Source organism: Methylobacterium sp. (assembly GCF_019750675.1).
In the GTDB taxonomy this organism is placed as follows: Bacteria; Pseudomonadota; Alphaproteobacteria; order Rhizobiales; family Beijerinckiaceae; genus Methylobacterium.
This window is the reverse complement of the sequence record NZ_JAIEOF010000381.1, coordinates 1-26,951: the sequence shown is the minus strand read 5'-3', so window position 1 is coordinate 26,951 and position 26,951 is coordinate 1. Positions and strand designations below refer to the sequence as shown.

The following is a 26,951-nucleotide window of genomic DNA, read 5'->3' as shown; positions in this document are numbered from 1 at the left end:
CGCGAGACGTTTCGCGATCCCCGGACCGTGGACGGACGCTCGGTGGGCAGCGCGATCTACTACCTGCTCGATCTCGGCGAGGTCTCCGAGTGGCATCGGGTGGACGCGGCCGAGATCTGGCACTGGCACGCCGGCGCACCCCTCGTCCTGACGGTCAGCCCCAACGGGCACGATGCGCATGCGGCCTATCTCGGACCCGACCTGACGCGCGGGCAGCAGCCGCAGATCGTGGTTCCCGCCGGCCATTGGCAGACCGCCACGAGCCTCGGCGCCTGGACCTTGGTCGGCTGCACGGTCTCGCCCGCGTTCGAGTTCGCCGGCTTCGAGATGGCGCCCCCGGACTGGCGGCCGATGCCCAGAGCCTGAGGCTCGGGATCGAAGCAGGTTTGGCAAAAGTGGCCGCCGGTTTTGCGGCTAAAACCTACGATATATGAGAGAGCTAAGCAGGGTGAAGCGTTGGCTTGCCAAGGCGAATCTGCTTAGCGCCCGGCGCGGGAGGCCCGCACCGCCACCCCGGCGCCGAGGACGATGAGGAGGCAGGCCAGCGCCAGGGCCGGGCTCGGTTCGGCGTAGCCGGCGAGAACGAGGGTCAGGGTCGAGAGTATCGGTGCGGCGTAGGCCGCGACTCCGAGGAGGCGCAGGTCGCCCCGCTTCACGCCGATGTCCCAGAGATAGAAGGCGGCGCCCACCGGCCCGAGGCCGAGGGCGGCGATCGCGCCCCATTGCACCGCGCCCTCCGGCCACAGGGTCGTCTCGAAGGCGCGGTGGCAGGCGAGGCTGAGGGCGGCGGTGGCGAGGCAGAAGCCCGCCACCGCGTCGGTCGGCACCGCCCCGACCCGGGACGAGAGCACGGAATAGCCCGACCACACGAAGGCGGCCGCCAGCGCCGCGAGGTAGCCCGGCACGGCCCCGGCGGAAAAGTCGATCCCGCCCCGCCCGGCGAACAGCACCACGACGCCCGCGAGCCCGAGGGCGGCGCCGCCGAGATGGCCGGCGCGCAGGCCCGCCGCCCCGGGGAGCCGGGCCGAGAGCAGCACGATGAGGAGCGGCCACAGGTAGTTGAGCAGGCCCGCCTCCGCCGGCGGGGCGAGGCGCAGGGCGGTGAAGTACAGGGCGTGGTACCCGAACAGGCCGCCGACGCCGAGGAGCCAGACCCGCCAGGGCTGACGCAGGGCGCGGATGCCCTGGGGGCGCACGAGCCAGCTGGCGCAGCCGACGAGGCCGCCGAGCGCGAAGGTCATCGCCGCGAGCTGGAACGGCGGCACCGTCCCCGACAGGGCGGTGAGCAGGGCGAGCAGCGACCAGAGCAGGATCGCGCCGAAGCCGAGCAGGGTCGCGGAGGGCATGGCAAACCGGAAGTCCGAAGGCGGGAGGCCGCGCCGCTCTCCCATGGGGGACCGCTCCGGGCAAGACGAAGCGGGCTCGGAGCCGGCACCTTCATCGACCGGTCACGGGCCGGCCCTACCTCCCCGAGGGCAGGCAACCGGCATGGAGGCGGATATGGGCGCGGCATCTCCCGGACGTGGACGCCTCCGGAGAGCGGCGGCGCTGGGCGCCGCCCTGCTCATGGCCGCAGCCCCGGCTGTGGCTGGCGAGCCGGCCCAGCTCGGGCCGCGGCCCTTCTACCTCGTGGACGGCATGAAGCCCGGCCCCCTCAAGGACCGCCTGCAGGCCTGCGGCGCGGACCGGCCCTACACCGCCCGCACCTTCTCGATCGCGCACCGGGGCGCACCGCTGCAGTTTCCCGAGCACACGCGAGAGGGCATCCTGGCGGCCGCCCGCATGGGCGCCGGGGTGATCGAGTGCGACGTCGCCTTCACGCGGGACCGGCAGCTGGTCTGCCGGCACGCCCAGTGCGACCTCCACACCACCACCGATATCCTCGCCCGACCGGACCTGGCGGCCAAGTGCAGCCAGGATTTCCAGCCCGCCGACCCGGCCGCCGGACGCAAGGCCTCGGCCCGCTGCTGCACCAGCGACCTGACCCTGGCCGAGTTCAAGAGCCTCAACGGCAAGATGGACGCCAGCGACCCCCAGGCCACCACTCGGGAGGCCTACATGAATGCGACCCCGCGCTGGCGCACCGACCTCTACGCCACCACCGGCACGCTGATGAGCCATGACGACTACATCGCGCTGGTCCGATCCCTGGGGCGCCGGTTCACGCCGGAATTGAAGGCGCCCGAGGTGCCGATGCCGTTCGCGGGCTACGGCCAGGACCAGTACGCCCAGGCGATGATCGACGCCTACAAGCAGGCCGGCATCCCGGCCTCCGACGTGCGGCCGCAGAGTTTCCAGCTCCGGGACATCCTGTACTGGCTGAGGGCGGAGCCCGAATTCGGGCGGCAGGCCCTCTGGCTCGACAACCGCGATGAGACCGACCCGGGCTTCGATCCCGAGCGGCCGGAGAGCTGGACGCCCGGCATGGCGGAACTGGCGGCGCTGGGCCTGCGCACCCTGGCGCCGCCCCTCTGGATGCTGGTCCGGCTCGGGCCGAACGGAAGCATCGAACCCTCGGCCTATGCCCGCGCGGCGCGGGCCGCCGGCCTCGACCTGATCACCTGGTCGCTGGAGCGCTCGGGACCGCTGAAGGACGGGGGCGGCTATTACTACAAGTCGATCCGCCCGGTGATCGACCGGGATGGCGACGTGCTCACCCTCCTGGATGTGCTGTACGGGCAAGTGGGCGTGAAGGGCGTCTTCTCGGACTGGCCGGCGACGGCGACGTTCTACGCCAACTGCGTCGGCATCGAGTGACGGGCGCGGCTCCCGCAGCGGGAGCCGCGCGAACCACTATCCGGCGATGTACTGTGCGCCGTTGATGGTCAGGGTCGAGCCGGTGATGAAGCCGGAATCGTCGCCCGCGAGGTATTCCACCGCGCGGGCGATCTCCTCAGCCTCGCCGAGGCGGCCCACGGGAATCGTCGAAATGATCTTGTTGCGCACGTCCTCCGGCACCGCCATCACCATGTCGGTGGCGATGTAGCCCGGCGCGATCACGTTGACGGTGATGCCCTTCGAGGCGCTCTCCTGGGCCAGCGCCTTGGCGAAGCCGATCACGCCGGCCTTGGCGGCGGAGTAGTTGGCCTGGCCGATCTGGCCCTTCTGGCCGTTGATCGACGAGATCAGGATGATGCGGCCGAAGCCCCGGTTGCGCATACCCTCGATGACCGGCCGGGTGACGGTGAAGGCCGAGTCGAGGTTGGTCTTGATGACCGCCTGCCACTTCTCGAAGGTCATCTTGTGGAACAGGCCGTCGCGGGTGATGCCGGCATTGTTGACCAGCACGTCGACCGGGCCGACCTCGGCTTCGACGGCCTTGATGCCGGCCTCGCAGGCGGCGTAGTCGCCGACGTCGAACTTGAAGACCGGGATGCCCGTCTCTTCCTTGAAGGCGTTGGCCGCCTCGTCGTTGCCGCCGTAATTGGCCGCGACCTTGTAGCCCTTGGCCTTGAGGCCCTTCGAGATGGCGGCGCCGATGCCGCGGGTGCCGCCGGTGACGAGTGCGACGCGTTCCTGAGCCATGCTTTCCTCCGAAATCCGGTTTCTTGTGATTTTGATTGGCCGGTCGCGCTTTAGCGGAGCGCCCGCGCGCCGCGCGACCGATTTAATTTTGCGGCACCGTCAAGAATTCGTGCGGTGCCGCGCGGGACGTGGCTCAGACGCGCTCGACGCAGAGGGCGACGCCCATGCCGCCGCCGATGCAGAGCGTGGCCAGGCCCTTCTTGGCGTCGCGGCGCTTGAGCTCGTGCAGCAGGGTGACGAGGACGCGGGCGCCCGAGGCACCGATCGGGTGACCGATGGCGATGGCGCCGCCGTTCACGTTCACCTTGTCGGTGTCCCAGCCCATGTCCTTGTTCACCGCGAGCGCCTGGGCGGCGAAGGCCTCGTTGGCCTCGATCAGATCGAGGTCGGAGGCCTTCCAGCCAGCCTTCTCCAGGGCCTTGCGCGAGGCCGGGATCGGACCCGTGCCCATCACCTTGGGGTCGACGCCGGCCGTGGCCCAGGAGACGATCCGGGCCAGCGGCTTGATGCCCCGGCGCTCGGCTTCCGAGGCCGACATCAGCACGATGGCGGCGGCGCCGTCGTTGAGACCCGAGGCGTTGGCGGCCGTCACGGTGCCGTCCTTCGAGAAGGCGGGCTTGAGCTTGGCCATCGCCTCCACGGTGGCGCCGTCGCGGATGTACTCGTCGGTGTCGACGATCACGTCGCCCTTGCGGCCCGGCACGGTGACGGGGACGATCTCGTCCTTGAAGCGGCCCTCCCTGCGGGCGGCCTCGGCCTTGTTCTGCGACTTCGTCGCGAACTCGTCCTGCTGCTCGCGGGTGAGCTGGAAGGCCTGGGCCACGTTCTCGGCGGTGGTGCCCATGTGGTAGCCGTTGAAGGCGTCCCAGAGGCCGTCCTTGATCATGGTGTCGACGAGCTTGACGTCGCCCATCTTCTGGCCGCCGCGCAGGTACTGCGCGTGGGGGGAGAGCGACATGGATTCCTGGCCGCCGGCCACGATGACGGTGGCGTCGCCGTTGGCGATCTGCTGCATGCCCAGCGCCACGGTGCGCAGCCCCGAGCCGCAGACCTGGTTGACGCCCCAGGCGGTGGCCTTCTCGGGGATGCCGGCCTTGATGGCGGCCTGGCGGGCGGGGTTCTGGCCGGCGCCGGCGGTGAGCACCTGGCCGAAGATCACCTCGTCCACGTCGTCGGCCGGTACGCCGGCGCGTTCGAGGGCCGCCTTGATCGCGACGGCGCCGAGATCGTGCGCGGGCACGGTGTTGAACGCGCCGCCGAACGAGCCGACCGCGGTGCGCGCGGCGCCGACGATGACGATGTCTTCTGCTGCCATGGTGACGTTCTCCTCATCCCGGCCGGCGCTCCCTTGACGCTCCTACAGGTTGAGCGTGGGCGCCTTTGTGCCGTTCCCTCGGATGAAAGCCGTCGACCCTGCGAAGTCAAGGCACCCGCGGGTGGTTTGGGGCTCCGGCCGTGACAGCCGGCAGTTGCTTGCGTGGTATTCTGCGGGACGGGCGTGAAATTGCTGTTTTCGTCGGCACGCGAACGCCTTAAGATGAACTTGTGCGCCGCGAGATCGGGCGAGGGTCCCGGCGTCTCCGAGAAGAGTGCGCATGGGGCGGAACGTGTCGGGAGAGGCCACCAGAGATGGCGGATAACGGTAAGTCCAATCACACCGTCATCAAGAAATACGCCAACCGGCGCCTCTACCACACCGGGACGTCGACCTACGTCACCCTCGAGGACTTGGCGACGATGGTGCAGAACGGCGAGGACTTCCTCGTCTACGACGCGCGCTCGGGCGACGACATCACCCGGTCGGTCCTGACGCAGATCATCTTCGAGCAGGAGAACAAGGCCGGCGACGACAACCTGCTGCCGGTGGCCTTCCTGCGCCAGCTCATCCGCTTCTACGGCGACAGCATGCGCACCATGGTGCCGAGCTTCCTGGAATTCTCGATGGCGAACTTCGCCCGGGACCAGGAGGGCCTGCGCGAGAAGATGACCCAGAGCTTCGCCCCCACCGCGTTCCAGAGCGCGATGGAGGAGCAGGTGCGGGCCAACATGAGCTTCTTCGGCGATGCGATGAAGATGTTCACCACCTTCGGCACCGGACCCCTCTCGGGAATGGGCAACCATCCCTCGCCGGCCGGCAAGTCCGGTGGAGTGCCGGCGCCCGCGCCCCAGGGGGCGGGCGGCAGCGACCTCGACGACCTCAAGCGCCAGATGGCCGAGATGCAGTCGCGGCTCGAGGATCTCGCCAAAAAGTAACCCCGTTTTGCGAGACGTCCGGACCAAAGGTTGACGTTCCGTTAACGGCCGCCAATTCTGTTTCGACGCGCCGCCTTCGGCGCCGGAACGGATGCGATGACGCGCCCCGAGGATCATGCGAGCGATGCGGGCCCACGGGGCGGCCACGACCTCGTGGTGATCGCGGGCGGAGCGTCCGGCACGGGTCGTGGTCTGCGGCCGGTCCCGAATCGCCCGCTCGCCGGTTTCCTCGCGCAGTTGATCGTCAGTGCAGAGCCGGCCCTGCGCCCCTCACGGGGCGAGCGCACGCGCGCCGCCGCGGCGCGCTACGCAGAGGCGGCCCGGCGCGCCTGACATCCGGGTACGAAAGACATCCGAACACGAAAAAGCCGGGCTCGCGGCAACGAGCTCGGCTTTCTGCCCACGGAGGGGCTCGGTGCCGTGGTGCGCGGGCGGCCCGTCGGGCGCCCCGAAGACCTTACGCTTCGGCCGACTTAACCTTGAGGACCTGGCGACCCCGGTACATGCCGGTCTTCAGGTCGATGTGGTGGGGACGGCGCAGTTCGCCCGAATCCTTGTCCGTGACATAGGTCGGGGCCTTGAGGGCGTCGGCGGAGCGGCGCATGCCGCGACGCGAGGGGGAGGTCTTTCGCTTCGGAACGGCCATGGGAGCATCCTGTCGATGGCAAAAAGAGCGCCTGGGCGGCTCCCCCTCTCGGATGGATCGCCTCGGCACCGTGTTCAAACGGAGATTCGAGGCAGGCCTTATAACCGCGCAGGGGCGCCCTGGCTAGGGGTTCCCCGGCGAATGCCCGGGCGGGCACGTCTGCGCGTCCCAGGTGCGTGCCCTTCAAAGTGCGTGCCCTTCGAAGGCGCCGGGCCGTTCACTTACGGTATCCTCCCGTGCGCCGCCAGCATTCGGTGGTCTTCGCGAAGCGGACGCGATCGCCCCCGCCGATGATCGCCCGCACAACACGATGTTAAGCGGCGGTTCAACCGCGCCGCCCTAGGTATCGAGCGTTGGCGCGGCCCTCCGAGCGCGTCATCGACCCCGGGAGTTTCCCATGATGTCTTCCCTGCTGCGCACGATGGCCGTGCTGTCCTGCCTCGCCGCCGTCCCCGCCCTGGCGCAGGCCCCGAGCCCCGTGACGCCGACCACCAAGCCGGCTCCGGCGACGCCCGCCCCGAGCAACCCGACGCCGCCGAAGGCCCCCACCGTCGAGAGCCCGGCCGCCGCGCACAAGGGCGCCCTGATCGATATCAACAGTGCCTCCGCGGCCGAACTCGACGCCCTGCCGGGCATCGGCGCGGCCCGCGCCGCCGCCATCATCAAGGGCCGGCCCTATCGGGGCAAGGACGAGCTGATCACCAAGAAGATCATCCCGCAGAACGCCTATGACGGCATCAAGGACAAGGTCATCGCCAAGCAGAAGTGAGGTTCGGCGCGGCGGGCGGCTCCCACGCCGCGCGCCGCGCGGGCTTCCGTTGCCTGCGTGCGGGCGCCGCTTGTCGGGGGAGGGGCCGGGTGATACGCGCCGGACCTCCAGATGCGAACACAAGAGCGCAGAACCTTCCCCGCCATGCCGTCTCCCCCCGCCATCCGCCTGCATCGCGGCGACCTGCCGGCCGATTACGTCGCCGGCCCGGCCATCGCCATCGACACCGAGACGCTGGGGCTGAACCCGCATCGCGACCGCCTCTGCGTGGTCCAGATCTCCCGGGGCGACGGCAGCGCCGACGTGGTGCAGATCGTGCCCGGCGGCCCAGCCCCCGAGACGCTCCGGCGCGTCCTGGCGGATCCCGCCACCCTGAAGATCTTCCACTTCGCGCGCTTCGACCTCGCGGTGCTGTTCCACGGCCTCGGCGTCATGCCGGCGCCGGTCTACTGCACCAAGGTCGCCTCGAAGCTGGCCCGCACCTACACCGACCGGCACGGGCTGAAGGACGTGGTGCGCGAACTCGTCGGCGTCGACCTCTCCAAGCAGCAGCAATCCTCCGACTGGGGCGCCGAGGCCCTGAGCCAGGCCCAGGTCGATTACGCGGCCTCCGACGTCCTCTACCTGCACGCGGCCCGCGCGCGCCTCGACGCCATGCTGGCGCGCGAGAGCCGCACCGAGATGGCCCAGGCCTGCTTCGACTTTCTGCCGACCCGCGCCCGCCTCGACCTCGCCGGCTGGCCCGAGACCGACATCTTCGCGCACGCCTGAGCCCGAGGGCGGGGTGGCACCGCGCGGACCCGCCGGGGCACGGACGGATCCGATCGTGCGCCGGCGCACATCGCCCGGTGCCCGCGCGGGATCATTCCTTCGGCGAACGCACCGGCGGGCTTGATGCTTTGGCAAGCTTGCCGTCATAACTTCGCCATTGCCCCCGGGCATCCGGCGGTCGACCCTGCCTGAAGCGCACCTCGCGTGCCCTCATCGGCGGGTCGCGATGTTGGGAATGTCATGCACGTGGGCGCGGCCATCGGTACGGAGCAGCTGAGCGGGGCCGACGCGCGCCGGACACGGGCCCATGCGCGCGCCCGCAGCCATAGTTCCCGCGTTCGGACCCTGCGCCGCGTCATCCCGCTCGCCGCCGGCTCGGCCGTGCTGGCGCTCCTCGCCGTCACCCTGTTCAACCCCTTCGGCGCCAGCCTGCCGGACGTGTCCGTGGGGCAGGTGAGCCTGTCGGGCAGCAAGGTGAAGATGGAGAGCCCGCGCCTGTCCGGCTTCCGCAAGGGCGACCGAGGCTACGAGGTCACCGCGAACGCCGCGTTCCAGGACGTGCGCAAGCCGAGCGTGATCGAGCTTCAGGCGATGCGGGGCCATCTCAACACCGACGACAAGGGTGGCCTGCTTCACCTGGAGGCGGCCTCCGGCGTGTTCGATTCCACCCGGGAATCCCTGACTCTGGAGCGCGACATCCGCCTCTGGACCGACAAGAACGAGGAGGTCCGCCTCTCGACGGCGGCGGTCGATTTCAAGGCCGGCAGCGTCCGCTCGAGCGAGGCCGTGACCGTCACGGTCCCGAGCGGCACCGTCGTGGCCGACACCCTCGAGGTCCTCGAGAGCGGGCGCGTGATCTCCTTCGTGGGCAACGTCCGCACGGTCCTGCACGCGCAGACCAAGGCGGAGACGGCCAGCGATGCCGTCCCGGTGGCGGCCGCGAGCGACAGGCCCGCCCGCATCCGCACCACGGCGGCGGAGCCGGATGACGGGGAGCGCCGCCGGTGAAGCGCTCCGTTCGCCGGCCCGCTGGGCCGCGCGTGGGACTGGGCCTTGCCGGTCTCGCGCTCGCCCTCCTGCTGCCGGCCGGCTCCCTGCAGGCGCAGACCGCCCCGGTCGCGCCCCGCAAGGAGAAGGCGGCATCGTCGCTGGGCAACCTCGGCGGCGGCGGCAAGGAACCGATCAAGATCGACGCCGACCGGCTCGACGTGTTCGACCATGAGAACAAGGCGATCTTCGCCGGCAATGTCGTGGCCGTTCAGGGCGACAGCACCATCCGCTGCTCGAGCATGACGGTGCGCTACAAGCGCGGCAAGGACAAGAAGGAGTCGGGCGAGGCGGCGGGCGAGTCCGCCAGCCAGGCCGAGCGCGCCGCCGGCCTGAGCGAGAACGGCATCCAGCGCGTCGAGTGCGCCGGGCCCGTGACGGTGGTGCAGAAGGACCAGGTCGCCACCGGCGACAACGCGGTGTTCGACCAGGAGGCCAAGCGCATCGTGGTCACCGGCAACGTCGTGCTGAGCCAGTGCCAGAACGTGACGCGGGGCTCGCGCCTGGTCTACGACATGAACACCGGCCGGGCGAACATGGACCCGGTGGCGGGCGGGCGCGTCTCGGCGCTGTTCGTGCCCCAGAAAGAGGACGGCGCGAAGGGCAAGGGCTGCGCGCAGCCGGCCGGCGCGGCGCGCCCGGCGGCCCGGCCAGCCCCCGACAAGCCCGTGGAGGCCACGGCCGGTAAGACCGGGGCCCCGGCGCGTTGAGCACCGCCCCCCTGGCGCCGGTCCTGGCGGAGCGCTCGTCCGATGCCGCCGCGCAGGCCAGTCCGCCCTCGCTCCTGGGCCGGCTCTTCGGCCGCGCCAGGCGGAGGCGCGCGGCCGAGGCCGCCGCCATCGCCGAGGAGGGCGGCGGGCCCGGCATCCTCTGCGTGCGGGGCTTGCGCAAGAGCTACGGCGCCCGCACCGTGGTGCATGAGGCCGGCCTGACCGTGCGCAACGGCGAGGCGGTGGGCCTCCTTGGCCCCAACGGCGCCGGCAAGACCACGATCTTCTACATGATCACCGGCCTCGTCACGGCCGATCGCGGCACCATCACCCTCGACGGTCTGCCGATCACCCGGTTGCCGATGTATCAGCGCGCGCGCCTCGGCATCGGCTACCTGCCGCAGGAAGCCTCGATCTTCCGGGGCCTGACGGTGGAGGACAACATCCGCGCGGTCCTCGAAGTGGCCGAGCCGGATCGCAAGGAGCGCGCCCGAAAGCTCGAATCGCTGCTCGAGGAATTCGACATCGCCCGCCTGCGCAAGTCGCCCTCCATCGCCCTGTCGGGCGGCGAGCGCCGGCGCTGCGAGATCGCCCGGGCGCTGGCCTCCTCGCCGAGCTTCATGCTCCTCGACGAGCCCTTCGCGGGCATCGACCCCATCGCGGTGGGCGATATCCAAGACCTCGTGAAGCACCTCAAGCAGCGCGGCATCGGCGTGCTCATCACCGATCACAACGTGCGCGAGACCCTCGGGCTGATCGACCGCGCCTACATCGCGCATTCGGGCCGCATCCTCACGGAGGGCACGCCGGAAGAGATCGTGGCCAATCCAGAGGCTCGCCGCCTGTATCTCGGCGAGGACTTTCGCCTCTAGACGGCGGCTGTCCGCCCCGTCCACGGGGCGCGAGCCCTGCATCCACCTCGTACCCCGCAGATTTTTTTGTCGGCGCCCACGGCCGCGCTTCGCAGGCCGTTTTGGTGCGGTGCGGGAATTTCCCCTGATCGCAGAAGCTTTTGTTAGTGCGCGGGATGCGACGCTCGGGCCGGAGCGAAGCTGTCTCCCCCGTCTTGCCGGCATGGCCTGCCTCATTTGCGTGCAAATGAGGCCCGTCACACTTTGACGTGTGGCCGGGTTGGCGCTAGACCTGGGAGCAGACAAGAGGAAGCAAGATTTGTGCCGGTAATCGGCTCACGGGAACGTGCGCCGCTGACCTGAGGTGCGACTCATCCGGGGCGACAACCATGAGCCTGCTGCAACGGCTTGAAATGCGCCAGGGCCAAGCCCTGGTGATGACGCCTCAGCTTCTCCAGGCGATCAAGCTCCTCCAACTCTCCCAGCTCGACCTCGCGGCCTACGTGGACGCCGAACTCGAACGCAATCCGCTGCTGGAGCGGGCGGAGGGCGAGGCGGAGATCGAGCGGGCGCCCGCCGAGACCCCCTCGGAATCGTCCGTGGACCGCGACGGCGAGGGCGGCGACTACGACGGCGAGGAGCCCTGGATCGCCACGACGCTCACCGCCAGCGGCGCCGACATGGAGAGCGCCCTCGACACCCGCCTCGACAACGTCTTCGCGGACGAGAACCCGACCCATGCCCGCGAGGCGGCCTCGGGCGACATGCTCTCGCTGACGCCCGCGCCCTACGGCAACACCGGCGGCAGCTTCGACGGCGAGGCCCCGGATTTCGAAGCGAGCCTGACGGCCGAGATTTCCCTGCGCGAGCATCTCGGGAGCCAGCTCGAGCTTGCCACCCGCGATCCCATGGACCGCCTGATCGGCGGCTTCCTCATCGATGCCGTCGACGACGCCGGCTACTTGCGCGAATCCATCGACGACGTGGCCGAGCGCCTCGGCGCCTCCCTCGACCGGGTCGCCCGGGTGCTGAAGCTGGTGCAGAGCTTCGAGCCCGCCGGCATCGCCGCCCGCGATCTCGCCGAATGCCTCGCCCTCCAGCTGCGCGACCGCGACCGCTTCGACCCGGCCATGCAGGCCCTGGTCTCGCGCCTCGACCTCGTGGCCAAGCGCGACTTCGCGGCGCTGCGCCGGCTCTGCGGCGTCGACGACGAGGACTTGGTCGACATGCTGGCCGAGCTACGCCGGCTCGATCCCAAGCCCGGCCGCGCCTTCGGGGCGCGGGCCGTCGAGGTGCTGATCCCCGACGTGTTCGTGCGCGCCGCCTCCGACGGCTCCTGGCTCGTGGAGCTCAACGCCGAGGCCCTGCCGCGGGTGCTGGTCAACCAGAGCTACTATGCCCGCGTCTCCCGCGGCGCGGCCGCCGAGGGCGACAAGGCCTTCCTGTCGGAATGCCTGCAGACCGCCAACTGGCTCACCCGCAGCCTGGAGCAGCGGGCCCGCACCATTCTCAAGGTCGCCTCCGAGATCGTGCGCCAGCAGGACGCCTTCTTCCTGCACGGCGTCGCGCACCTGCGTCCCCTCAACCTGAAGACGGTCGCCGAGGCCATCGGCATGCACGAATCCACCGTCTCGCGGGTGACCTCCAACAAGTCGATCGGCACCAGCCGCGGCACCCTGGAGATGAAGTACTTCTTCACCGCCGCGATCCCGGGGGCCGCCGGCACCGCCTCGCATTCCTCGGAGGCCGTGCGCCACCGCATCAAGCAACTCGTCGACGGCGAGGCCCCGAGCGACGTGCTCTCCGACGACGCCCTGGTGCAGCGCCTGCGCGACGAGGGCATCGACATCGCCCGCCGCACGGTCGCCAAGTATCGCGAATCCCTGCGCATTCCCTCCTCGATCGAGCGCCGGCGCGAGCATTTCGCCTACGCGGGCCGCTGACCTCATCCGTCGGGTCGGTTCGGAAGGCGGCGACAGATCGCCGAATGCGCCAAGGCCCGTTGCGGGCCTCGCGTTGACTTCTCCGGACGAGGCTCCTTAACTCGTCTTCCGAAGGCAACGAAAATCGGAGGGATCATGGGGTCATTGCGCGTGACGGGCCACGGCCTGGATCTTGGCGAAGCCCTGCGGGGTCGCGTCGAGGAGCGAATGGCGGCCACCCTCTCGAAATACCTCGACAGCCACATGAGCGGGACCTGCTCGGGCCACGTCACCCTGCGGCGGGACGGGGCGGCCTACCGCACCGATTGCGTGCTCCACCTCGTCTCCGGCCTGACGCTCGAGGCCTCCGGCGCCGCCCACGACGCCCATGCGAGCTTCGAGCAGACCGCCGACCGCCTGGAGAAGCGCCTGCGCCGCTACAAGCACAAGCTCAAGGACCACGGCGCGGCGGGCCATGACGGCGCGACCGTGCAGGCGGCCTACGCGGTGTTCGCCGCCCCGAGCGACGAATCGGACGACTTCGACGACGAGGAGGCCGACGACGGCGAGGCCGCCCACCCGCCGGTCGTCGCCGAGAGCACCAAGACCCTGACGCGCCGCTCCGTGAGCGAGGCGGTCACCGCCCTCGATCTCACGGGCGCTCCCGTTCTCGTGTTCGTTCACGCTGGCACCGGGCGCATCAACGTCGTATACCGCCGCACTGACGGGGCGATCGGCTGGGTCGATCCCGCCGAGGCGGCTCCCTAGGGCCGGGCGGGAACAGAGCCTGAACCTGGCCGATTAAGTCCGAAGGGTCGCGCGGGTGACCCGACCTTTCATGGCGCGGCGGCCGGGCTGGCCGCCGCCGACGGGGCGACGGTCGTTCTATGCCTGTGCTGGAATTCCTTTCTCCGGATTCCGTGGTGTCGTCCCTGCGCGCCCGTACCAAGAAGGCGATGCTGCAGGAGATCAGCGCCCACGCGGTGCGCCAACTCCCGGCGCTCGACGAACGCGAGGTCTTCGAGACCCTGATGCAGCGCGAGCGCCTCGGCTCCACCGGCATCGGCGACGGCGTCGCGATCCCGCACGGCAAGCTGCCGGGCCTCGACCGGCTGTTCGGCCTCGTCGCCCGCCTGGAGAAGCCGGTGGATTTCGATGCCCTGGACGGCCAGCCCGTGGACATCGCCTTCCTGCTCCTCGCTCCCGAAGGGGCCGGGGCGGACCACCTGAAGGCCCTGGCCCAGGTCGCCCGCCTCCTGCGCGAGCCCGGCATCCTGGAGCGCATCCGCGCCGCCCGCGACGCCAGCGCGCTCTACGCGCTCCTGACCCACACCTCCGCCTCGCAGGCTGCCTGACCATGCGCCGCTCGCGACGTCTCGGGGCCTTCGCGGCCGCCTGCCTCACCGCCTGCCTCATGGCCGATCCGGCCCTCGCGCAACAGCGCGGCGCCGGCGACACCGCCTGCGCCCGCGACGTGCTCGTCGCGAGCTCGATGCAGCGCCAGGCCATCGACCAGCTCGAACAGGCGGGAAGCGAGGCGGCCGACCAATGCCGCGTCTGGCGCCGCCACGTTGAGACGATGCGGCGGGTCGCCAGCGTCTACGGCCGCTGCCTCTCGGGGGCCGAGCGCACGGAGCGCCTCGCCCAGGTGCAGACTTCCGAGAAGGAGTTCTCGGGGTTGATCCAGCGCCAGTGCAAGGGCCTGTAGGCCTCGTCCACGTCGTCCCGTTCTCCGGATCGCTCTATTCCTGGCCGCGCAGCAGCAGGGGCTCGGCCACCATCTTGATCGGCTTGCCGCGTCCGATCAGGATCGCGGCGCGGGAACGCTCGGGATCGCTCTCGAAGCGCGTGCGGACCCAGGCCACGAGGAACTTGAGGTACTCGGAGGCCAGGAGCCGCGCCGAGGCCGGGTGCCGCCACCAGCCGTCCGGGTCGAAGCCCTCGGCGATCACCGGATGGGGCACAACCCGGTCGTCCCCCATCAGGGCGTGGTCGAGTTCCACCAGGGTCCGGGGCATGTGGTAATTCGAGGTCACCACCGTGACCGTGCTGAAGCGGTGCTGGCGCATCCAGCGCCGGGTCTCGATGGCGTTGCCGATGGTGTTGCGCGCCCGGTAGTCGAGGTCGACGCAGCAATCGATCCAGTGGCGCTGGTTCGGATTGAGACGGGCGATCTCGTCGCGGCTGGTGCGCTCGTTGACGCCCGTGATGAGCAGGCGCCGGCCGTAGCCGTTGGCCAGGAGATCGATGGCATCGCCGATGCGCTGCGCCCCCCCGGTCAGAGCCACGATCCCGTCCGCCCGGCCGATCGGCACGCGCTCGTCCCGCTCCAGGCAGGCGACGAAGCTGAGGAATCCGCAGAACAGGGCCGCCGCACCGGCGCCGGCGAGGCCGAGGGTCGCTCGCGCGCCCGAGCCGAACCGGCGACCGCCCTTGGCGCCCTTGGGCCCGCGATGCTCCCGCGGCGCGGCCACCCGGGAGGTGGTGTCGGTCCAGGCCCATCCGAAAGCCTCGGAGGGCCTCATGGTGCCGCTGGCTGACATCCGCCTCGTCATTCCCCCGTAGGATAGCCCCGATTGGGGCGTTCACGAGGCAAGCATTTCCGCCCCGAAAGGTTCACGAAGGGTTAACGGGATCGCCGGACACGTCAGCGTGTGGACGGCTTGGTCAGGACAGGAAGCGCCGGACGGTGAGGCGCGAGACGATGCCAGTGACCACCGAGGCGATGACACCGATGAGGAGCACGGCGGCGTAGCCGCGCCAGCCGATGTGGAAGCTGCCGAACAGCGCCTCGATCTCCTCGCCGGCCGGCCCCGAGCGCCAGTTGCGCGCAACCAGCCCGGCCAGCGCGAAGGCCGCGATGGCCGCCCCCGACCCGATGATGCCCCCGCGCAGGCCGAGGCCGAAGAAGCGGCGCTGGAAGGCGCGGGCGATGAAATCGTCGTTGGCGCCCACGAAGTGGAGCACCTCCACCACCTCGCGGTTCCCCGCCATCGCGCCGCGCGTGGCGAAGACCACCGCGAGGCCCGTCGCCACCAGCACCAGCACGACGATGCCGATTCCGACGCCCACGAAGGTGTTGGCCGCCGTGGAGAGCCGGCGCAGCCAGAGGGCATGGTCGTCGAGGCTCGCCACGCCGGGCAATGCCTCCGTCAGGGAGGCGCGCAGGGGCTTCAGGTCCGGTGCCGTCTCGGCGAGCTTCAGGGTGACGAGGCGCGGCACCGGCAGGTCCGAGAGGTCGAGGCCGCTGCCGAGCCAGGGTTCGAGCAGGCGCTCGGCCTCCGCCTTCGAGAACACCCGCACGCCGGCGATGCCGGGCGTGGCCTTGGCCAGCCCCTCGGCGCGGGCGACGTCGGCGTCGATGTCGCGCCCGGGGCTCGGGCGCACCTGGATCGTCACCTCCTGGGCCACGGTGCCCTGCCATTGGACGGCGCTGGAGGCCACGATCTCGGCCGCGCCCGCGCACAGGGCGGCCAGGAAGGTCAGGATGGCGATGACGGCGGCCAGCGCCCGGCTCGCCGCCGAATCGGTGGGCACCAGGGGGGCGTTGCGGCGCAGGGTCGGGGGCAGGGGGGCGCCGCGCGAATCCGGCGCGGCCGGCGGCCGAACCGGCGGACGGTCGCCGGGCGGCGTCCTGCCGGCCGGGCCCTGACGCGCCGGGCTCTGGCCCGCCTGAGTCTTCGCCTGCGAGGCGGAGGGGGTTCCGGTCTCTCCCATCATGCCTACCGTGTCTCGACCGTCAGGCGGCCGTCGCCGAGCACGAAGCGCGGGGCCTCGACGAGGTCCATCAGGGCGAAGTCGTGGGTGGCGATGAGCACGGAGGTGCCCAGCCGGTTGAGTTCGATGAACAGGCGCAGCAGGCGCCGGCCGAGGCCCGGGTCGACGTTGCCGGTGGGCTCGTCGGCCAGCAGCAATTCGGGGCGGGCGATGAGCGCGCGGGCGATGGCGGCGCGCTGCTTCTCGCCACCCGAGAGCAGGGGCGGCAGCACGTGCATGCGCTCGCCCAGACCCACCCAGCGCAGCAGTTCGACGACCTCGGCCCGGTAGCTCGTCTCCGAGCGGCCCTGGACGCGCAAGGGGAGCGCCACGTTCTCGTAGGTGGTGAGGTGGTCGAGGAGGCGGAAATCCTGGAACACCACGCCCATGCGTCGGCGCAGGTTGGTCAACGCCTCGCTGGAGATGCCGCTCACCTCCTCGCCGAAGACCGAGACGAGACCCCGCGTCGGGCGCACCGAGAGCAGGATCAGGCGCAGCAGGGTGGTCTTGCCCGCCCCCGACGGCCCGGTGAGGAAGTGGAACGAGCGCGGCGCGATCTGGAAGCTGACGTCGCTCAGCACCTCGGGCCCGAGGCCGTAGCGCATGCCCACGCTCTCGAACTGGACCACCGGCTCCTCGGCCCCGGTCAGGAGCGACTGCGTGTTCACCCGATCCGCCACGGTCCCTCCCTCATGCCCGCCCGGTCGCCGGGCCATCCGCGTCCGGGCGAACCCTCGGCGCAACCCGCCGGGACACGATTACGGACCGCGCGCTTCACGGATGGTTAACCGCGTTGCCCGAGAACCGTGTGAGTCTTTTTGCCCGAACCGGCAACTGCCGATCGCCACCCGAGGCGCCGATTGCCCATGTTGATCGCCTGGACATGCTGATCGTCTGCCCCGCCTGCGCCAGCGAATACCAGATCGCCCTGGATCGCGTCGGCGCCGAAGGGCGCTCGGTCCGCTGCGCCGCCTGCCGCGAGACCTGGTTCATTTCCCCCGACGAGGTCTCGGCCGCCCTGGAGGCCGAGATGAGCGCGGCCATGATGGCAGCCTCCGGAACGGATCCCGACGCGGCGGAGAGCCGCGCCTCGGCCCAGGCCGACCTCGACGCCTGGGAGGCGGCCCTGAGCGCCGAGCCGGAGCCGGTACCCTCGGTCGAGGAGCCGCGTCCCCGGCCCCGCACGAAGCCGAAGCCCATCAAGGCGAAGGGACGCCGCTTCCCCCTGGCCTCCCCCGGGGCCGCCCTCGGCCTCGCCCTGGTGGCCGGGCTCGGCCTCGCCGTCCTGGGACGCACCGGGGTGGTGCGGGCGATGCCCCAGAGCGCCGGGCTCTATGCCCGCGCCGGCCTGCCCGTGAACCTGCGCGGCCTCGATCTGCGCGATGTGGTGGCTTTTCAGGTTCCGGGCGAGGGGGCGCAGGGCCAGCTCGTCGTCGAGGGCGATCTGGTGGGCGTCGCCGCCGCCGGGGCCGAGGTTCCGCCGATCGAGGTCGAGGTGCGCGACGGGCGGGACCAGCCCCTCTACCGCTGGCAGATCGCGCCCCCGCGCCCCGCCCTGGAGAAGGGCGAGACGGCGCGCTTCCGCGCGAGCCTGTCGGCCCCGCCGGCCCAGGGGCGCTCGGTGCGGGTGCATTTTGCGAACGCGGCGGCCGAGACGCCCGCGAAGGACGATGCCAGCGCGAAACACCCATGATATGGAGCGTGGATGACCAGCACTTCACGACGCGTGCGCGTCCTCTTCGACGAAACCGCTATCGCCCGGCGCACCGAGGAACTCGCGGCCGCCATCGCCGCCGCCAATCCTGAGAACCTCCTCGTGGTGGCGGTGCTCAAGGGCAGCTTCATGTTCGCCGCCGACCTCCTGCGCGCCCTGCACCGGGTCGGGCTGGAGCCGCAGGCCGAGTTCGTCCACCTCTCGAGCTACCGGACCGCCACGGTCTCCTCCGGCCAAGTCGAGATCCTGCGCGACGTGGAGAGCGAGGTGCGCGGGCGCGACGTCCTCCTCATCGACGACATCCTCGAATCCGGTCGCACCATCGTGTTCGCCAAGGACCTGCTGATGGCGCGGGGCGCCAAGCGGGTGCTCACCGCCGTCCTGCTGGAGAAGCCCGGCAAGCGCGCCGTGACGATCGACGCGGATTTCGTCGGCTTCACCTGCCCGGACGTGTTCGTGGTCGGCTACGGCATGGACGTGGCGCATGCCTACCGGCAACTGCCCTTCGTCGGCCTCGTGGACTACGACAGCCGCGAGCCCGACCTGTTCGGCGGCACCTGAGGCCGGCGCGCTCTGTCGCGCGGGCGGGGGAGACGCATTTCCGCCGCGGCTGCGAACAATTCGCGGCAAAACCGGCGCTGTCGGGCCGACTGTGCCCGCCGATCCCTTGACAGGGCGCGCCGGCCCTTGCGTGACTGAACGCCCGGATCCGAGAGAGACACAGACGCGCGATGGCCCGCATCCTCCTGGTGGATGACGAAGAGACGGTGCGGGGCTTCCTCAAGCGGGGCCTCGAGATCGACGGGCATGCCGTGGTCACGGCCAGCGACGGCAGCGACGGGCTCGACCGGCTGACCGAAGCGGACGGCGCGTTCGACCTGATGCTCACCGACATCCGCATGCCGCTGATGGACGGCATCGCCCTGGCGCTGGCGGCCAAGCGCGACTTCCCCAACCTCACCATCCTGCTGATGACGGGCTTCGCTGACCAGCGCGAGCGGGCCCGCGGCCTCGACGCCATCGTCACCGACGTGCTGACGAAGCCCTTCTCCCTGGCCGACCTGCGCTCCACGGTGAACCGGGCGCTGGCGGCCTGAGGCGGGCGGCAGCCGCCGCCCCCCGGAACCCTCAACGCGTCGGAGGCCCGCGCATGCCCCCCCATCCCGACATCCTCTCGACCGTGGGCGACACGCCGCTGATCCGGCTCGCGCGCGCCTCCGCGGAGACCGGCTGCACGATCCTGGGCAAGGCCGAGTTCCTGAATCCGGGCCTGTCGGTGAAGGACCGGGCCGCACTCTTCATGGTGCGCGAGGCCGAGGCGCGGGGCGCCATCCGCCCCGGCGGCACCATCGTGGAGGGCACGGCGGGCAACACCGGCATCGGGCTGGCGCTCGTGGCCGCGGTGCGGGGCTACCGCACGGTGATCGTCATCCCGGAGACCCAATCCGCCGAGAAGAAGGAGACCCTGCGGCTCGCCGGCGCCCGTCTTGTCGAGGTGCCGGCGGTGCCGTTCGCCAACCCGAACAACTACGTCCACGCCGCCCGCAGGCTGGCCGGGCGCCTCGCCGAGAGCGAGCCGGGGGGCGCCTTCTTCGCCGACCAGTTCGACAACGTCGCCAACCGCCAGGCGCACGTGGAGACCACCGGGCCGGAGATCCTCGCCGCCACGGAGGGCCGGGTCGACGGTTTCATCTGCGCGGCGGGCACCGGGGGCACCCTCGCGGGCACCGCGCAGGCGCTGCGCGCCGCCAAGCCCAACGTGCGGATCGGTCTCGCCGATCCGGAAGGGTCGGCTCTGTACGCCCACTACACCACCGGCACCCTCAAGGCCGAGGGCTCCTCGATCACGGAGGGGATCGGCCAGGGCCGGATCACCGGGAACCTCGCGGGCTTCACGCCGGATCACGCCTACCGCATCCCGGACGCCGAGGCCCTCGCCATCGTCTTCCGCCTCATGCGCGAGGAGGGCCTGAGCCTCGGTGGCTCGTCGGGGATCAACGTCGCCGGCGCGATCCGGCTGGCCCGGGAACTCGGACCCGGCCACACCATCGTGACGATCCTGTGCGACGGCGCCGCGCGCTACGCCTCGAAGCTGTTCAACCCCGCTTTCCTGGCGGAGCGCGGCCTGCCGGTGCCGGATTGGCTCGGCCCTGCCACCGACCCGCTGCCGGACTGGCGGGCCTGATCAGGCCCAGAAAAACCGGCTTCGCAAGAAAGATGAAACGACAGGGATTATGCCGCACGGATCGTTGAACGGAATCGCCGCGACGACGTTTGTACGGTCAAGCTCAAGCAATTCCGGTTGGGCGCATGACGGAGTTCCCATCCATGACCCTGACCACCATCCTGCTCATCGTCCTGATCCTGATCGTTCTCGGCGGTGGAAACTTCCTCGGCGGCGGGGCTTATCGTGGTCCGAGCTTCGGCATCGGCGGTCTGCTCGTGATCATCCTGATCGTGCTGCTCCTCACCGGGCGAATCTGAGCGCGCCTCAGGGCTGGCACGTGACGGCGACGACCGCGCCCGAGAGGGACGCGGCGGCCCCGCCGAGCGTGCCGGCGCCGGTCTTCGGCGCGGCCGCCGGCGGTGTCAGTCCCGCCTGGCCCAGGAAGGCCGCGACCGTGCCGGCGGGGACGAGCGCGTAGCTCGCCGGCGGCACGACGCCCGCGACGAGGCGCGGCGCCGCCGGAAAGGCCGCGACGAGGCCCGCCAGGGAACCTGACCGGTCGAGGACCGGGGCGCCCCCGGCTCCGGGTTGCAGCGGCGCCGTGATCCGCGCGCCCGCCGCGCCCGCCTCCGCCGGGGCAACCGCGACGCCCTCCGCCTCCGCGCCCAGAACCACCAGCCCTTCGCCCGCCGCGAGCGCGCCTGCGCGCAGGGCCGGAAGCACCGGTGTACGGCCCGCGAGCGATGCGCTCTCCAGCAGCACCAGATCCGTCCCGGCGCCGGGGACCACCCGCGCCGGCAACCCCGCGACGGCGGGCGAGCGGCAGCCGGCGAGGGCCGCCGCACCCGTGAGCACCCGCCCCGGCGCAACGACGAGCCCGGTGGCGATGGGGGCTGCCCTGCGCACGGGGGCCGGCAGCGGAGCCGGTGCGGACAGCGCACCGGGCGCCGGAGCCGCCGCCACCGGACCCGAAGCGGCTGCGGGCACGGCGTCGGGAAAGGGCACGAAGCTGTTGGCGATGGCGATGGCGAGCCGGTCGACCTCGCCCGCCAGCGCCTTGTCGTAGCCCAGGGTGATGCCGCGCAGGCCGGCCGCCCCGGCGGCGTAGCGGATGTAGGATTTGCCCGTGGGGGTTTCGGCCGTGACGACGAGGAAGTCGGGCCGCAGCAGCTTGTAGGTCACCCGCCGCTCCGGGCTCGGCCCGGTCACGCGGGCGAACACCGCCTCGAGCCCGGTCTCGCCGGGCGCAAAGGACTTGGTTTCGAGGGTGATGCGCCCGTCCGCGCTCTGCCAGCGGGTGCCGCCGGGCTGCGCGGTCCGCTTGGGCAGGATTCGCTCGGGCACGCCCAGCACCGCGCCGCTGGTCGCGTCCGGCTTCACCGTGAAGCCCGCGGCCTTGCGCGCTGCGGCGCCCTCCTGAAGCAGGGCGGCGCGGGCCGCCGCGTCGGGCATTCCGCCCGTTCCCTTTCGCGCCGCATAGGCCTGCAGCGCCTCGTAGCTGCGCCGCCCGAACGCGCCGCTGACCACGCTGTTGTACTCTCCGGTCCAGACCAGGGCCTCCTGGAGGCCCTTGCGCTCGGCCTCCGGCAGGGCCTCGAACGCGGCCCGGGCCGCCTCGAAGGCCGGATCGGGCGCCGCCGGCTTCGGCTTGACGGGTGCCGCCTTGGCGGGGGCCGGTGCGGGCGGCGTCTGCGCGGCGGCGGTCCCTGAAAGGGCCCCGATCACGAGTCCGGCCATGCCCCGGATGGTTCGCCCGCGTCGCGTCATGGTCGAATCGCGCCCCCTGCGAGATCCCGTCCGGTGTGGCAGAGCCCGGGCCCGAATTCTAGAGTGCATTCCGACGAGGCGGAAACCGGTTCGTCGCCAAAAGGCACGGCAAGACAAATGCCTAGCGCCCCGGGCTTGATTCGGTCGGGTCGGCGGCTCCAGGGCGTTGCGGGCCGAGCCCGAAGTGGTACGATTCCGTCCGGTGCCGGCACGATGCGTCGGCATCCGAGCGGCGGGGTGGAAACATGTCGGGATCGACCAGAGGCGGATCCTGGGCCGCGCCCCTCCTGTGCGCGCTGGCCTTCTCCGGGCTGACGGCGCTGCCCGGCAACGCCCAGTCCCTGGCCCAGTCACAGACCCAACCCCCCAATCCGGCCCTGGCCGCGCGGGCGCTGGCCAAGGTCATGCCGAAGGCGGCCCCCAAGACGTTCCTGCGCGAGGATCTCGCCAGCGACGGCGTGCGCCTCGAAGCGAGCCTGAAGAGCGAGGCGGGGACGGGGGCCACCAAGCCGGCCGGCAAGGCGCGGGCCGAGGGCGAGGCCCTGCTGGAGGCCGAGAAGCCGGCCGAGGCCCTGAAGCCGCTCGGTCTCGCGGTGGTGGCCGAGCCCGGCGACCCCGCGAACTGGCTCGCCTATGCGCGCGCGGCCAGCGCGGTCGGCAACGACAACCAGACCGGCGATTACGCCAGCCGGCTGCGCCTGCGCCGCAACGCGCGGGCCGCCGCCTATCAGGGCTACCTGCGCGCCGGCAACGCGGCGGCGGAGGCCGAGGCACTGGCCGGCCTCGGCGCGGTCCAGGCCGCCGAATCCGAGTGGCGCCCGGCGCTGGAGGCCTATCGCGCCAGCCTCGCCCTCTCCGACGACGCGGAGGTGCGCGAGACCTACGAATCCCTACGGGCCGAGCACGGCTTCCGCATCCTCAACTACACCGTCGATTCGGATGCCGCGGCGCCCCGCATCTGCTTCCAGTTCTCCGAAGGGGTGGCGGCCAAGACCGATTTCACGCCCTACATCGCGGTCTCGGGCGCGGCCAACGCCGCCGTCACCGCCACGGGCCAGCAGGTCTGCGTCGACGGCCTCAAGCACGGCGAGCGCTACGCCTTCGTGGTGCGCTCCGGCCTGCCCTCGGCGGCGGGCGAAGGGCTCCTCAAAGCGGCGGATTACGAGGTCTATGTCCGGGACCGCTCGCCCCAGGTCCGCTTCACCGGGCGCAACTACGTCCTGCCCCGCACCGGCCAAGCCGGCGTGCCCCTGGTCTCGGTGAACGCGGCCCGGATCGACGTGGAGGTCCTGCGGGTCGGCGACCGCGGCCTGCTGCCCTCGCTGCGGGCCGAGGACTTCCTGTCCCAGCTCAACGGCGCCACGGCGCGGACCATCGCCGACCAGAAGGGCCAGCGCGTCTGGAAGGGCGTGCTCGACACCGCCAAGGCCGAGCTGAACCAGGAGGCCGTCACCGCCTTCCCGGTACTCCAGGCCGTCGGCAAGCTGGAGCCCGGCATCTACATCATGCTGGCCCAGGCCAGCGGAGCCGCCTCCTCCACCGACGAGGAGGGCGGCTACGAGCAACAGGCCACGCAGTGGTTCGTGGTCTCGGATCTCGGGCTCACCGCCTTCAAGGGCCGCGACGGCGTCCATGTCTTCGCCCGCTCGCTCGCCTCCGCCGAGACCGTGTCCGGCGCCGAGATCCGGCTGGTGGCGCGCAACAACGAGGTGCTGGCCACCGCCAGGACCGACGGCCAGGGCCACGCCGCCTTCGCGCCGGGCCTCGCGCGCGGGGAAGGGGGCATCGCGCCCGGCCTCGTGGTGGCGCAGATCGGCGACGATTACGGCTTCCTCGACCTCGGCCAATCGGCCTTCGACCTCACCGATCGCGGCGTGAAGGGCCGGCCGCAGCCGGGGGCCGTCGAGGCCTACGTGTTTCCCGAGCGCGGGGTCTACCGTTCGGGCGAGACCGTGCACCTCACCGGGCTCTTGCGCGACGCGCAAGGGGTCGCGGTGCCCGAGATCCCGCTGACCCTGGTGGTCAAGCGCCCGGACGGCGTCGAGTACCGCCGCGCTCAGGTCGCGGATGCGGGCCTCGGCGGGCGGGCACTCGCGCTGCCGCTGATGCCGGGCGCGCCGCACGGCACCTGGCGGGTGGCGGCCTTCACCGACCCGAAGGCGCCGGCCATCGGCGAGGCGAGCTTCCTCGTGGAGGATTACGTCCCCGAGCGCCTGGAGGTGACGCTGTCGAGCGCGGCGCCGACCCTGACGAAGGGCGCGCCCGCCACCATCGACGTGGCCGCGCGCTACCTCTACGGCGCGCCGGGCGCCGGCCTCGAGGTCTCCGGCACCGTGCTGGTGCAGCAATCGGCCGGCAACGGCATCAAGGGCCTCGACGGCTTCTCGGTCGGCCTCGACGACGAGCGCGTGGAGGCATCCTCCACCGAGATCGAGGCCCGCGCCACCACCGACGCCACCGGCAAGGCCCGGCTGGTGGTGCCGGTGCAGGCCCTCGCCGCCCCGCGCCCCGTCGAGGCGAAGATCACCCTGCAGGTGGGCGAGCCGGGCGGGCGTGCCTTAAGCCGCAGTCTCACGCTGCCGATCCTGCCCGAAGGACCGGTCCTCGCCATCCGCAAGACTTTCGGCGGCGACATCCAGGAAGGCGGCGTCGCGGGCTTCGACGTGGTCATGGCCGCCCCCGACGGGCAGCGCCTCGCGCAGGGCAACGTCGCCTGGACGCTCCAGCGCGTGGAGAAGACCTATCAATGGTACCGCGAGGGTGGGCGCTGGTCCTACGAGCCCGTAACGAGTACCCGGCGCATCGCCGACGGCCGCCTCGACCTGACGCCGGACGCGCCGGGCCGCGTCAGCGCCACGGTGAGCTACGGCACCTACCGGCTGGAGGCGAGCGTGCCGGGCCGCCCGGCGGCCACCGCGAGCGTGACTTTCACGGTGGGCTGGAGCGGCGGTGAGACGGCGGACGTGCCGGACCTCCTGGACCTGCGCCTCGACAAGGCGGCCTACGCCGCCGGTGAGATGCTTCACGCCCGCCTGCAGCCGAAGTTCAAGGGACAGGCGACGCTCGCCGTGGTCAGCGACAAGCTGCACGCGCTCCTCACCGTCGACGTGCCGGCCGCCGGCACCACCGTGGACATTCCGGTGAAGGCCGAGTGGGGGTCGGGCGCCTACCTCGTCGCCACCGCCTACCGGCCCCTCGACCAGGCGGCCAAGCGCCTGCCGGGCCGGGCGCTGGGCGTGGCCTGGTTCGGGGTCGACCGGGACAGCCGCACCCTCGGCGTCACCCTCGACGCGCCGGCCAAGGTCCGCCCGCGCGAGACCCTCACCCTGCCGATCCAGCTCGCCGGCCTTCAATCCGGCGAGGAGGCCCGGGTCAGCGTGGCGCTGGTGGATGTCGGCATCCTGAATCTCACCCGCTACGAGGCGCCGAACCCGCTCAGTTACTTCTTCGGCCAGAAGGCGCTGGGCCCCGAGATCCGCGACCTCTACGGATACCTCATCGACGGCATGCAGGGGACGCTCGGCGCCATCCGCTCCGGCGGTGACGGCGGGGCGGCGGAACTGGCCGATTCGCCCCCGACCCAGGCGCCGCTGGCGCTCTATTCCGGGCCGATCACCGTCGGCCCCGAGGGCAACGCGAGCGTCAGCTTCCCCCTGCCGGCCTTCAACGGCACCGGCCGGGTGATGGTCACCGCTTGGAGCCGCGCGAAGGTGGGCGCGGCCCAGGCCGACGTGATCATCCGCGATCCCGTCGTGCTCACCGGCACCCTGCCGCGCTTCCTCAACGTCGGCGACCGCTCGCGCTTCCACGTCGCCATCGACAACGTCGAGGGGCAGGCCGGCGACTACACCGTGGACCTCGATCTCGCCGGCTCCGTCCTGGTCGGCGCCGAGGCGGTGCACAGCACCCTGCGGCTGGAGGCGGGCGCCAAGGGCGCGCTGGTGATCCCCATCACCGCCGCCGGGCCGGGCCTGTCGCGGATCGACCTGACCCTTCGGGGCCCCGGCCTGCCCGAGGGCGTCGGCCAGAGCTTTGCCCTGAACATCGGCCCCGGCACGGGGGCGCTCGCCCGCCGCTCCGTGCAGACCCTCGAACCCGGCGCCAGCCTGAAGCTCTCGGACGAACTCCTGGCCGACATCCTGCCCGGCACCGGCACGGTCTCGCTCTCGGCCTCGAATCTGGCCGGCATCGACGTGCCGGCCCTGCTCCAGTCCCTCGACCGCTACCCCTACGGCTGTTCCGAGCAGACCGTGAGCCGGGCGATGCCGCTCCTCTACGTCAACCGCCTCGCGGCTCTCGACAAGCTCGGTCTCGATACACAAGCCGACGAGCGCGTGCGCCAGGCGATCGAGCGGGTGCTCGGCCGCCAGAACGGGGCGGGCGATTTCGGGCTCTGGTCCACGGACGGGGCCAGCGACACCTGGCTCAACGCCTACGTCACCGACTTCCTGACCCGGGCCCGCGAGCGCGGCTTTTCCGTGCCCCAGACCGCCTTCGCCAACGCCCTCGACCGCCTGCGCAACGCGGTGGCCAACACCACGGAGGTCGGCGAGGGCGGCATGGACATCGCCTACGCGGCCTACGTGCTCGCCCGCAACGGCCGGTCCGTGATGGGCGACCTGCGCTACCTCGCCGACACCAAGCTCGCGGCCTTCGCCACGCCGCTCGCGCGGGGACAGATCGCCGCCGCCCTGGCCCTGCTGGGGGATCGCGGCCGGGCCGCCAAGGCTTTCACCGCCGCGATGGCCGGCTTCCGGGAGACGGCCGCGAGCCCGGGCTACCGGCCGGATTACGGCTCGCGCCTGCGCGACGGCGCGGGCCTTCTGGCGCTGGCCGCCGAGACGGGGCTCGCCCGCGACAGCATCCAGCCGCTCGGCGCGCTCATCGCGGCCGAGCGCGCCAGCGGCCGGCCGACCAGCACTCAGGAGGAGGCCTGGATGGTGCTGGCCGCCGAGGGCCTGAGCGCGGATTCCGACGCCCTGCGCTTCACCCTCGACGGCCGCCCCGAGAGCGGCGCCGTGGCGCGCAGCTACCGGGCCGCGGCCCTGGAGGG

27 protein-coding genes are annotated in these 26,951 nt (G+C 71.6%); 19 read left to right on the top strand and 8 right to left on the bottom strand.

Features of this window, described 5'->3' with window-relative positions:
* A partial coding sequence (locus tag K2X24_RS19780; protein WP_292500311.1) for a cupin domain-containing protein occupies nucleotides 1-366 on the top strand: 366 nt, incomplete at its 5' end.
* A gap of 113 nt (nucleotides 367-479) precedes the next feature.
* On the opposite strand, the gene K2X24_RS19775 is transcribed toward K2X24_RS19780, so the two are convergent.
* A complete protein-coding gene (locus K2X24_RS19775; RefSeq protein WP_292500309.1) occupies nucleotides 480-1,346 on the bottom strand; it encodes a DMT family transporter in 867 nt (288 codons plus the stop codon).
* Between the two features lie 154 nt (nucleotides 1,347-1,500).
* Here K2X24_RS19775 and K2X24_RS19770 point away from each other — a divergent pair, with 154 nt between their 5' ends.
* Nucleotides 1,501-2,757: a glycerophosphodiester phosphodiesterase family protein gene (locus K2X24_RS19770; protein ID WP_292500306.1), complete on the top strand. Its 1,257-nt coding sequence runs from the start codon at nucleotides 1,501-1,503 to the stop codon at nucleotides 2,755-2,757.
* Nucleotides 2,758-2,793: 36 nt separating this feature from the next.
* Here the strand turns inward: K2X24_RS19770 and phbB are convergent, their stop codons facing one another.
* Nucleotides 2,794-3,525: an acetoacetyl-CoA reductase gene (gene phbB, locus K2X24_RS19765; protein ID WP_292500303.1), complete on the bottom strand. Its 732-nt coding sequence runs from the start codon at nucleotides 3,523-3,525 to the stop codon at nucleotides 2,794-2,796.
* 133 nt (nucleotides 3,526-3,658) lie between these two features.
* A complete protein-coding gene (locus K2X24_RS19760; protein WP_292500301.1) occupies nucleotides 3,659-4,840 on the bottom strand; it encodes an acetyl-CoA C-acetyltransferase in 1,182 nt (393 codons plus the stop codon).
* Between the two features lie 314 nt (nucleotides 4,841-5,154).
* On the opposite strand from K2X24_RS19760, the gene phaR reads away from it, so the two are divergent.
* Together phaR and K2X24_RS19750 are read left to right on the top strand one after the other, a co-directional pair.
* On the top strand, nucleotides 5,155-5,778 hold the full coding sequence (gene phaR / locus K2X24_RS19755) for a polyhydroxyalkanoate synthesis repressor PhaR (RefSeq protein ID WP_238276119.1): 624 nt from the start codon (nucleotides 5,155-5,157) through the stop codon (nucleotides 5,776-5,778).
* Nucleotides 5,779-5,874: 96 nt separating this feature from the next.
* The gene (locus K2X24_RS19750) at nucleotides 5,875-6,111 is read left to right on the top strand and encodes a hypothetical protein (RefSeq protein WP_292500299.1); all 237 of its coding nucleotides are present in this window, start codon (nucleotides 5,875-5,877) and stop codon (nucleotides 6,109-6,111) included.
* Between the two features lie 124 nt (nucleotides 6,112-6,235).
* Here the strand turns inward: K2X24_RS19750 and rpmF are convergent, their stop codons facing one another.
* Nucleotides 6,236-6,424: a 50S ribosomal protein L32 gene (gene rpmF, locus K2X24_RS19745; protein WP_056187853.1), complete on the bottom strand. Its 189-nt coding sequence runs from the start codon at nucleotides 6,422-6,424 to the stop codon at nucleotides 6,236-6,238.
* Nucleotides 6,425-6,821: 397 nt separating this feature from the next.
* Between rpmF and K2X24_RS19740 the strand changes: the two genes are divergently transcribed.
* The 9 genes from K2X24_RS19740 (at nucleotide 6,822) to K2X24_RS19700 (ending at nucleotide 14,202) form a co-directional block, all read left to right on the top strand.
* Nucleotides 6,822-7,193, top strand: coding sequence for a helix-hairpin-helix domain-containing protein (locus K2X24_RS19740; protein WP_292500297.1), 372 nt, complete (start codon nucleotides 6,822-6,824; stop codon nucleotides 7,191-7,193).
* A gap of 144 nt (nucleotides 7,194-7,337) precedes the next feature.
* Nucleotides 7,338-7,964: a ribonuclease D gene (locus tag K2X24_RS19735; RefSeq protein WP_292500295.1), complete on the top strand. Its 627-nt coding sequence runs from the start codon at nucleotides 7,338-7,340 to the stop codon at nucleotides 7,962-7,964.
* Between the two features lie 240 nt (nucleotides 7,965-8,204).
* On the top strand, nucleotides 8,205-8,972 hold the full coding sequence (gene lptC, locus K2X24_RS19730) for an LPS export ABC transporter periplasmic protein LptC (RefSeq protein WP_292500293.1): 768 nt from the start codon (nucleotides 8,205-8,207) through the stop codon (nucleotides 8,970-8,972).
* Nucleotides 8,969-9,721, top strand: coding sequence for an LptA/OstA family protein (locus K2X24_RS19725; protein ID WP_292500291.1), 753 nt, complete (start codon nucleotides 8,969-8,971; stop codon nucleotides 9,719-9,721). Before lptC ends, K2X24_RS19725 begins: the two co-directional genes overlap by 4 nt.
* A gap of 23 nt (nucleotides 9,722-9,744) precedes the next feature.
* The gene (gene lptB / locus K2X24_RS19720; protein ID WP_292500317.1) at nucleotides 9,745-10,593 is read left to right on the top strand and encodes an LPS export ABC transporter ATP-binding protein; all 849 of its coding nucleotides are present in this window, start codon (nucleotides 9,745-9,747) and stop codon (nucleotides 10,591-10,593) included.
* Between the two features lie 368 nt (nucleotides 10,594-10,961).
* Complete coding sequence (gene rpoN / locus K2X24_RS19715) at nucleotides 10,962-12,515, top strand: RNA polymerase factor sigma-54 (protein WP_292500289.1); 1,554 nt, start codon at nucleotides 10,962-10,964, stop codon at nucleotides 12,513-12,515.
* Between the two features lie 135 nt (nucleotides 12,516-12,650).
* Entirely contained in the window at nucleotides 12,651-13,262 is a 612-nt protein-coding gene (gene raiA / locus K2X24_RS19710) for a ribosome-associated translation inhibitor RaiA (RefSeq protein ID WP_238276097.1), read from the top strand.
* Nucleotides 13,263-13,381: 119 nt separating this feature from the next.
* On the top strand, nucleotides 13,382-13,849 hold the full coding sequence (gene ptsN, locus K2X24_RS19705) for a PTS IIA-like nitrogen regulatory protein PtsN (RefSeq protein WP_292500287.1): 468 nt from the start codon (nucleotides 13,382-13,384) through the stop codon (nucleotides 13,847-13,849).
* 59 nt (nucleotides 13,850-13,908) lie between these two features.
* Nucleotides 13,909-14,202 carry a hypothetical protein gene (locus tag K2X24_RS19700; protein WP_292500314.1) on the top strand — a complete coding sequence of 98 codons (294 nt, stop codon included), beginning with the start codon at nucleotides 13,909-13,911 and terminating at the stop codon, nucleotides 14,200-14,202.
* A gap of 34 nt (nucleotides 14,203-14,236) precedes the next feature.
* Here the strand turns inward: K2X24_RS19700 and K2X24_RS19695 are convergent, their stop codons facing one another.
* From K2X24_RS19695 to ftsE, 3 genes are all read right to left on the bottom strand, one after another.
* Nucleotides 14,237-15,037: a YdcF family protein gene (locus tag K2X24_RS19695; protein WP_292500284.1), complete on the bottom strand. Its 801-nt coding sequence runs from the start codon at nucleotides 15,035-15,037 to the stop codon at nucleotides 14,237-14,239.
* A gap of 124 nt (nucleotides 15,038-15,161) precedes the next feature.
* On the bottom strand, nucleotides 15,162-16,214 hold the full coding sequence (locus K2X24_RS19690; RefSeq protein WP_292500282.1) for an ABC transporter permease: 1,053 nt from the start codon (nucleotides 16,212-16,214) through the stop codon (nucleotides 15,162-15,164).
* A gap of 2 nt (nucleotides 16,215-16,216) precedes the next feature.
* The gene (gene ftsE / locus K2X24_RS19685) at nucleotides 16,217-16,918 is read right to left on the bottom strand and encodes a cell division ATP-binding protein FtsE (protein ID WP_238276267.1); all 702 of its coding nucleotides are present in this window, start codon (nucleotides 16,916-16,918) and stop codon (nucleotides 16,217-16,219) included.
* A 215-nt stretch (nucleotides 16,919-17,133) separates the two neighbouring features.
* Between ftsE and K2X24_RS19680 the strand changes: the two genes are divergently transcribed.
* From K2X24_RS19680 to K2X24_RS19660, 5 genes are all read left to right on the top strand, one after another.
* Nucleotides 17,134-17,943: a zinc-ribbon domain-containing protein gene (locus K2X24_RS19680; protein ID WP_292500280.1), complete on the top strand. Its 810-nt coding sequence runs from the start codon at nucleotides 17,134-17,136 to the stop codon at nucleotides 17,941-17,943.
* A gap of 12 nt (nucleotides 17,944-17,955) precedes the next feature.
* Nucleotides 17,956-18,525, top strand: coding sequence for a hypoxanthine phosphoribosyltransferase (hpt, locus tag K2X24_RS19675; protein ID WP_238276087.1), 570 nt, complete (start codon nucleotides 17,956-17,958; stop codon nucleotides 18,523-18,525).
* A 170-nt stretch (nucleotides 18,526-18,695) separates the two neighbouring features.
* On the top strand, nucleotides 18,696-19,061 hold the full coding sequence (locus K2X24_RS19670; RefSeq protein ID WP_056476559.1) for a response regulator: 366 nt from the start codon (nucleotides 18,696-18,698) through the stop codon (nucleotides 19,059-19,061).
* Nucleotides 19,062-19,114: 53 nt separating this feature from the next.
* Nucleotides 19,115-20,149: a cysteine synthase A gene (locus K2X24_RS19665; RefSeq protein ID WP_292500274.1), complete on the top strand. Its 1,035-nt coding sequence runs from the start codon at nucleotides 19,115-19,117 to the stop codon at nucleotides 20,147-20,149.
* A 143-nt stretch (nucleotides 20,150-20,292) separates the two neighbouring features.
* Nucleotides 20,293-20,448 carry a DUF3309 domain-containing protein gene (locus tag K2X24_RS19660; RefSeq protein WP_292500272.1) on the top strand — a complete coding sequence of 52 codons (156 nt, stop codon included), beginning with the start codon at nucleotides 20,293-20,295 and terminating at the stop codon, nucleotides 20,446-20,448.
* A gap of 7 nt (nucleotides 20,449-20,455) precedes the next feature.
* On the opposite strand, the gene K2X24_RS19655 is transcribed toward K2X24_RS19660, so the two are convergent.
* Complete coding sequence (locus K2X24_RS19655) at nucleotides 20,456-21,868, bottom strand: serine protease (protein WP_292500270.1); 1,413 nt, start codon at nucleotides 21,866-21,868, stop codon at nucleotides 20,456-20,458.
* A gap of 275 nt (nucleotides 21,869-22,143) precedes the next feature.
* Here K2X24_RS19655 and K2X24_RS19650 point away from each other — a divergent pair.
* A partial coding sequence (locus tag K2X24_RS19650; protein ID WP_292500267.1) for an alpha-2-macroglobulin occupies nucleotides 22,144-26,951 on the top strand: 4,808 nt, incomplete at its 3' end.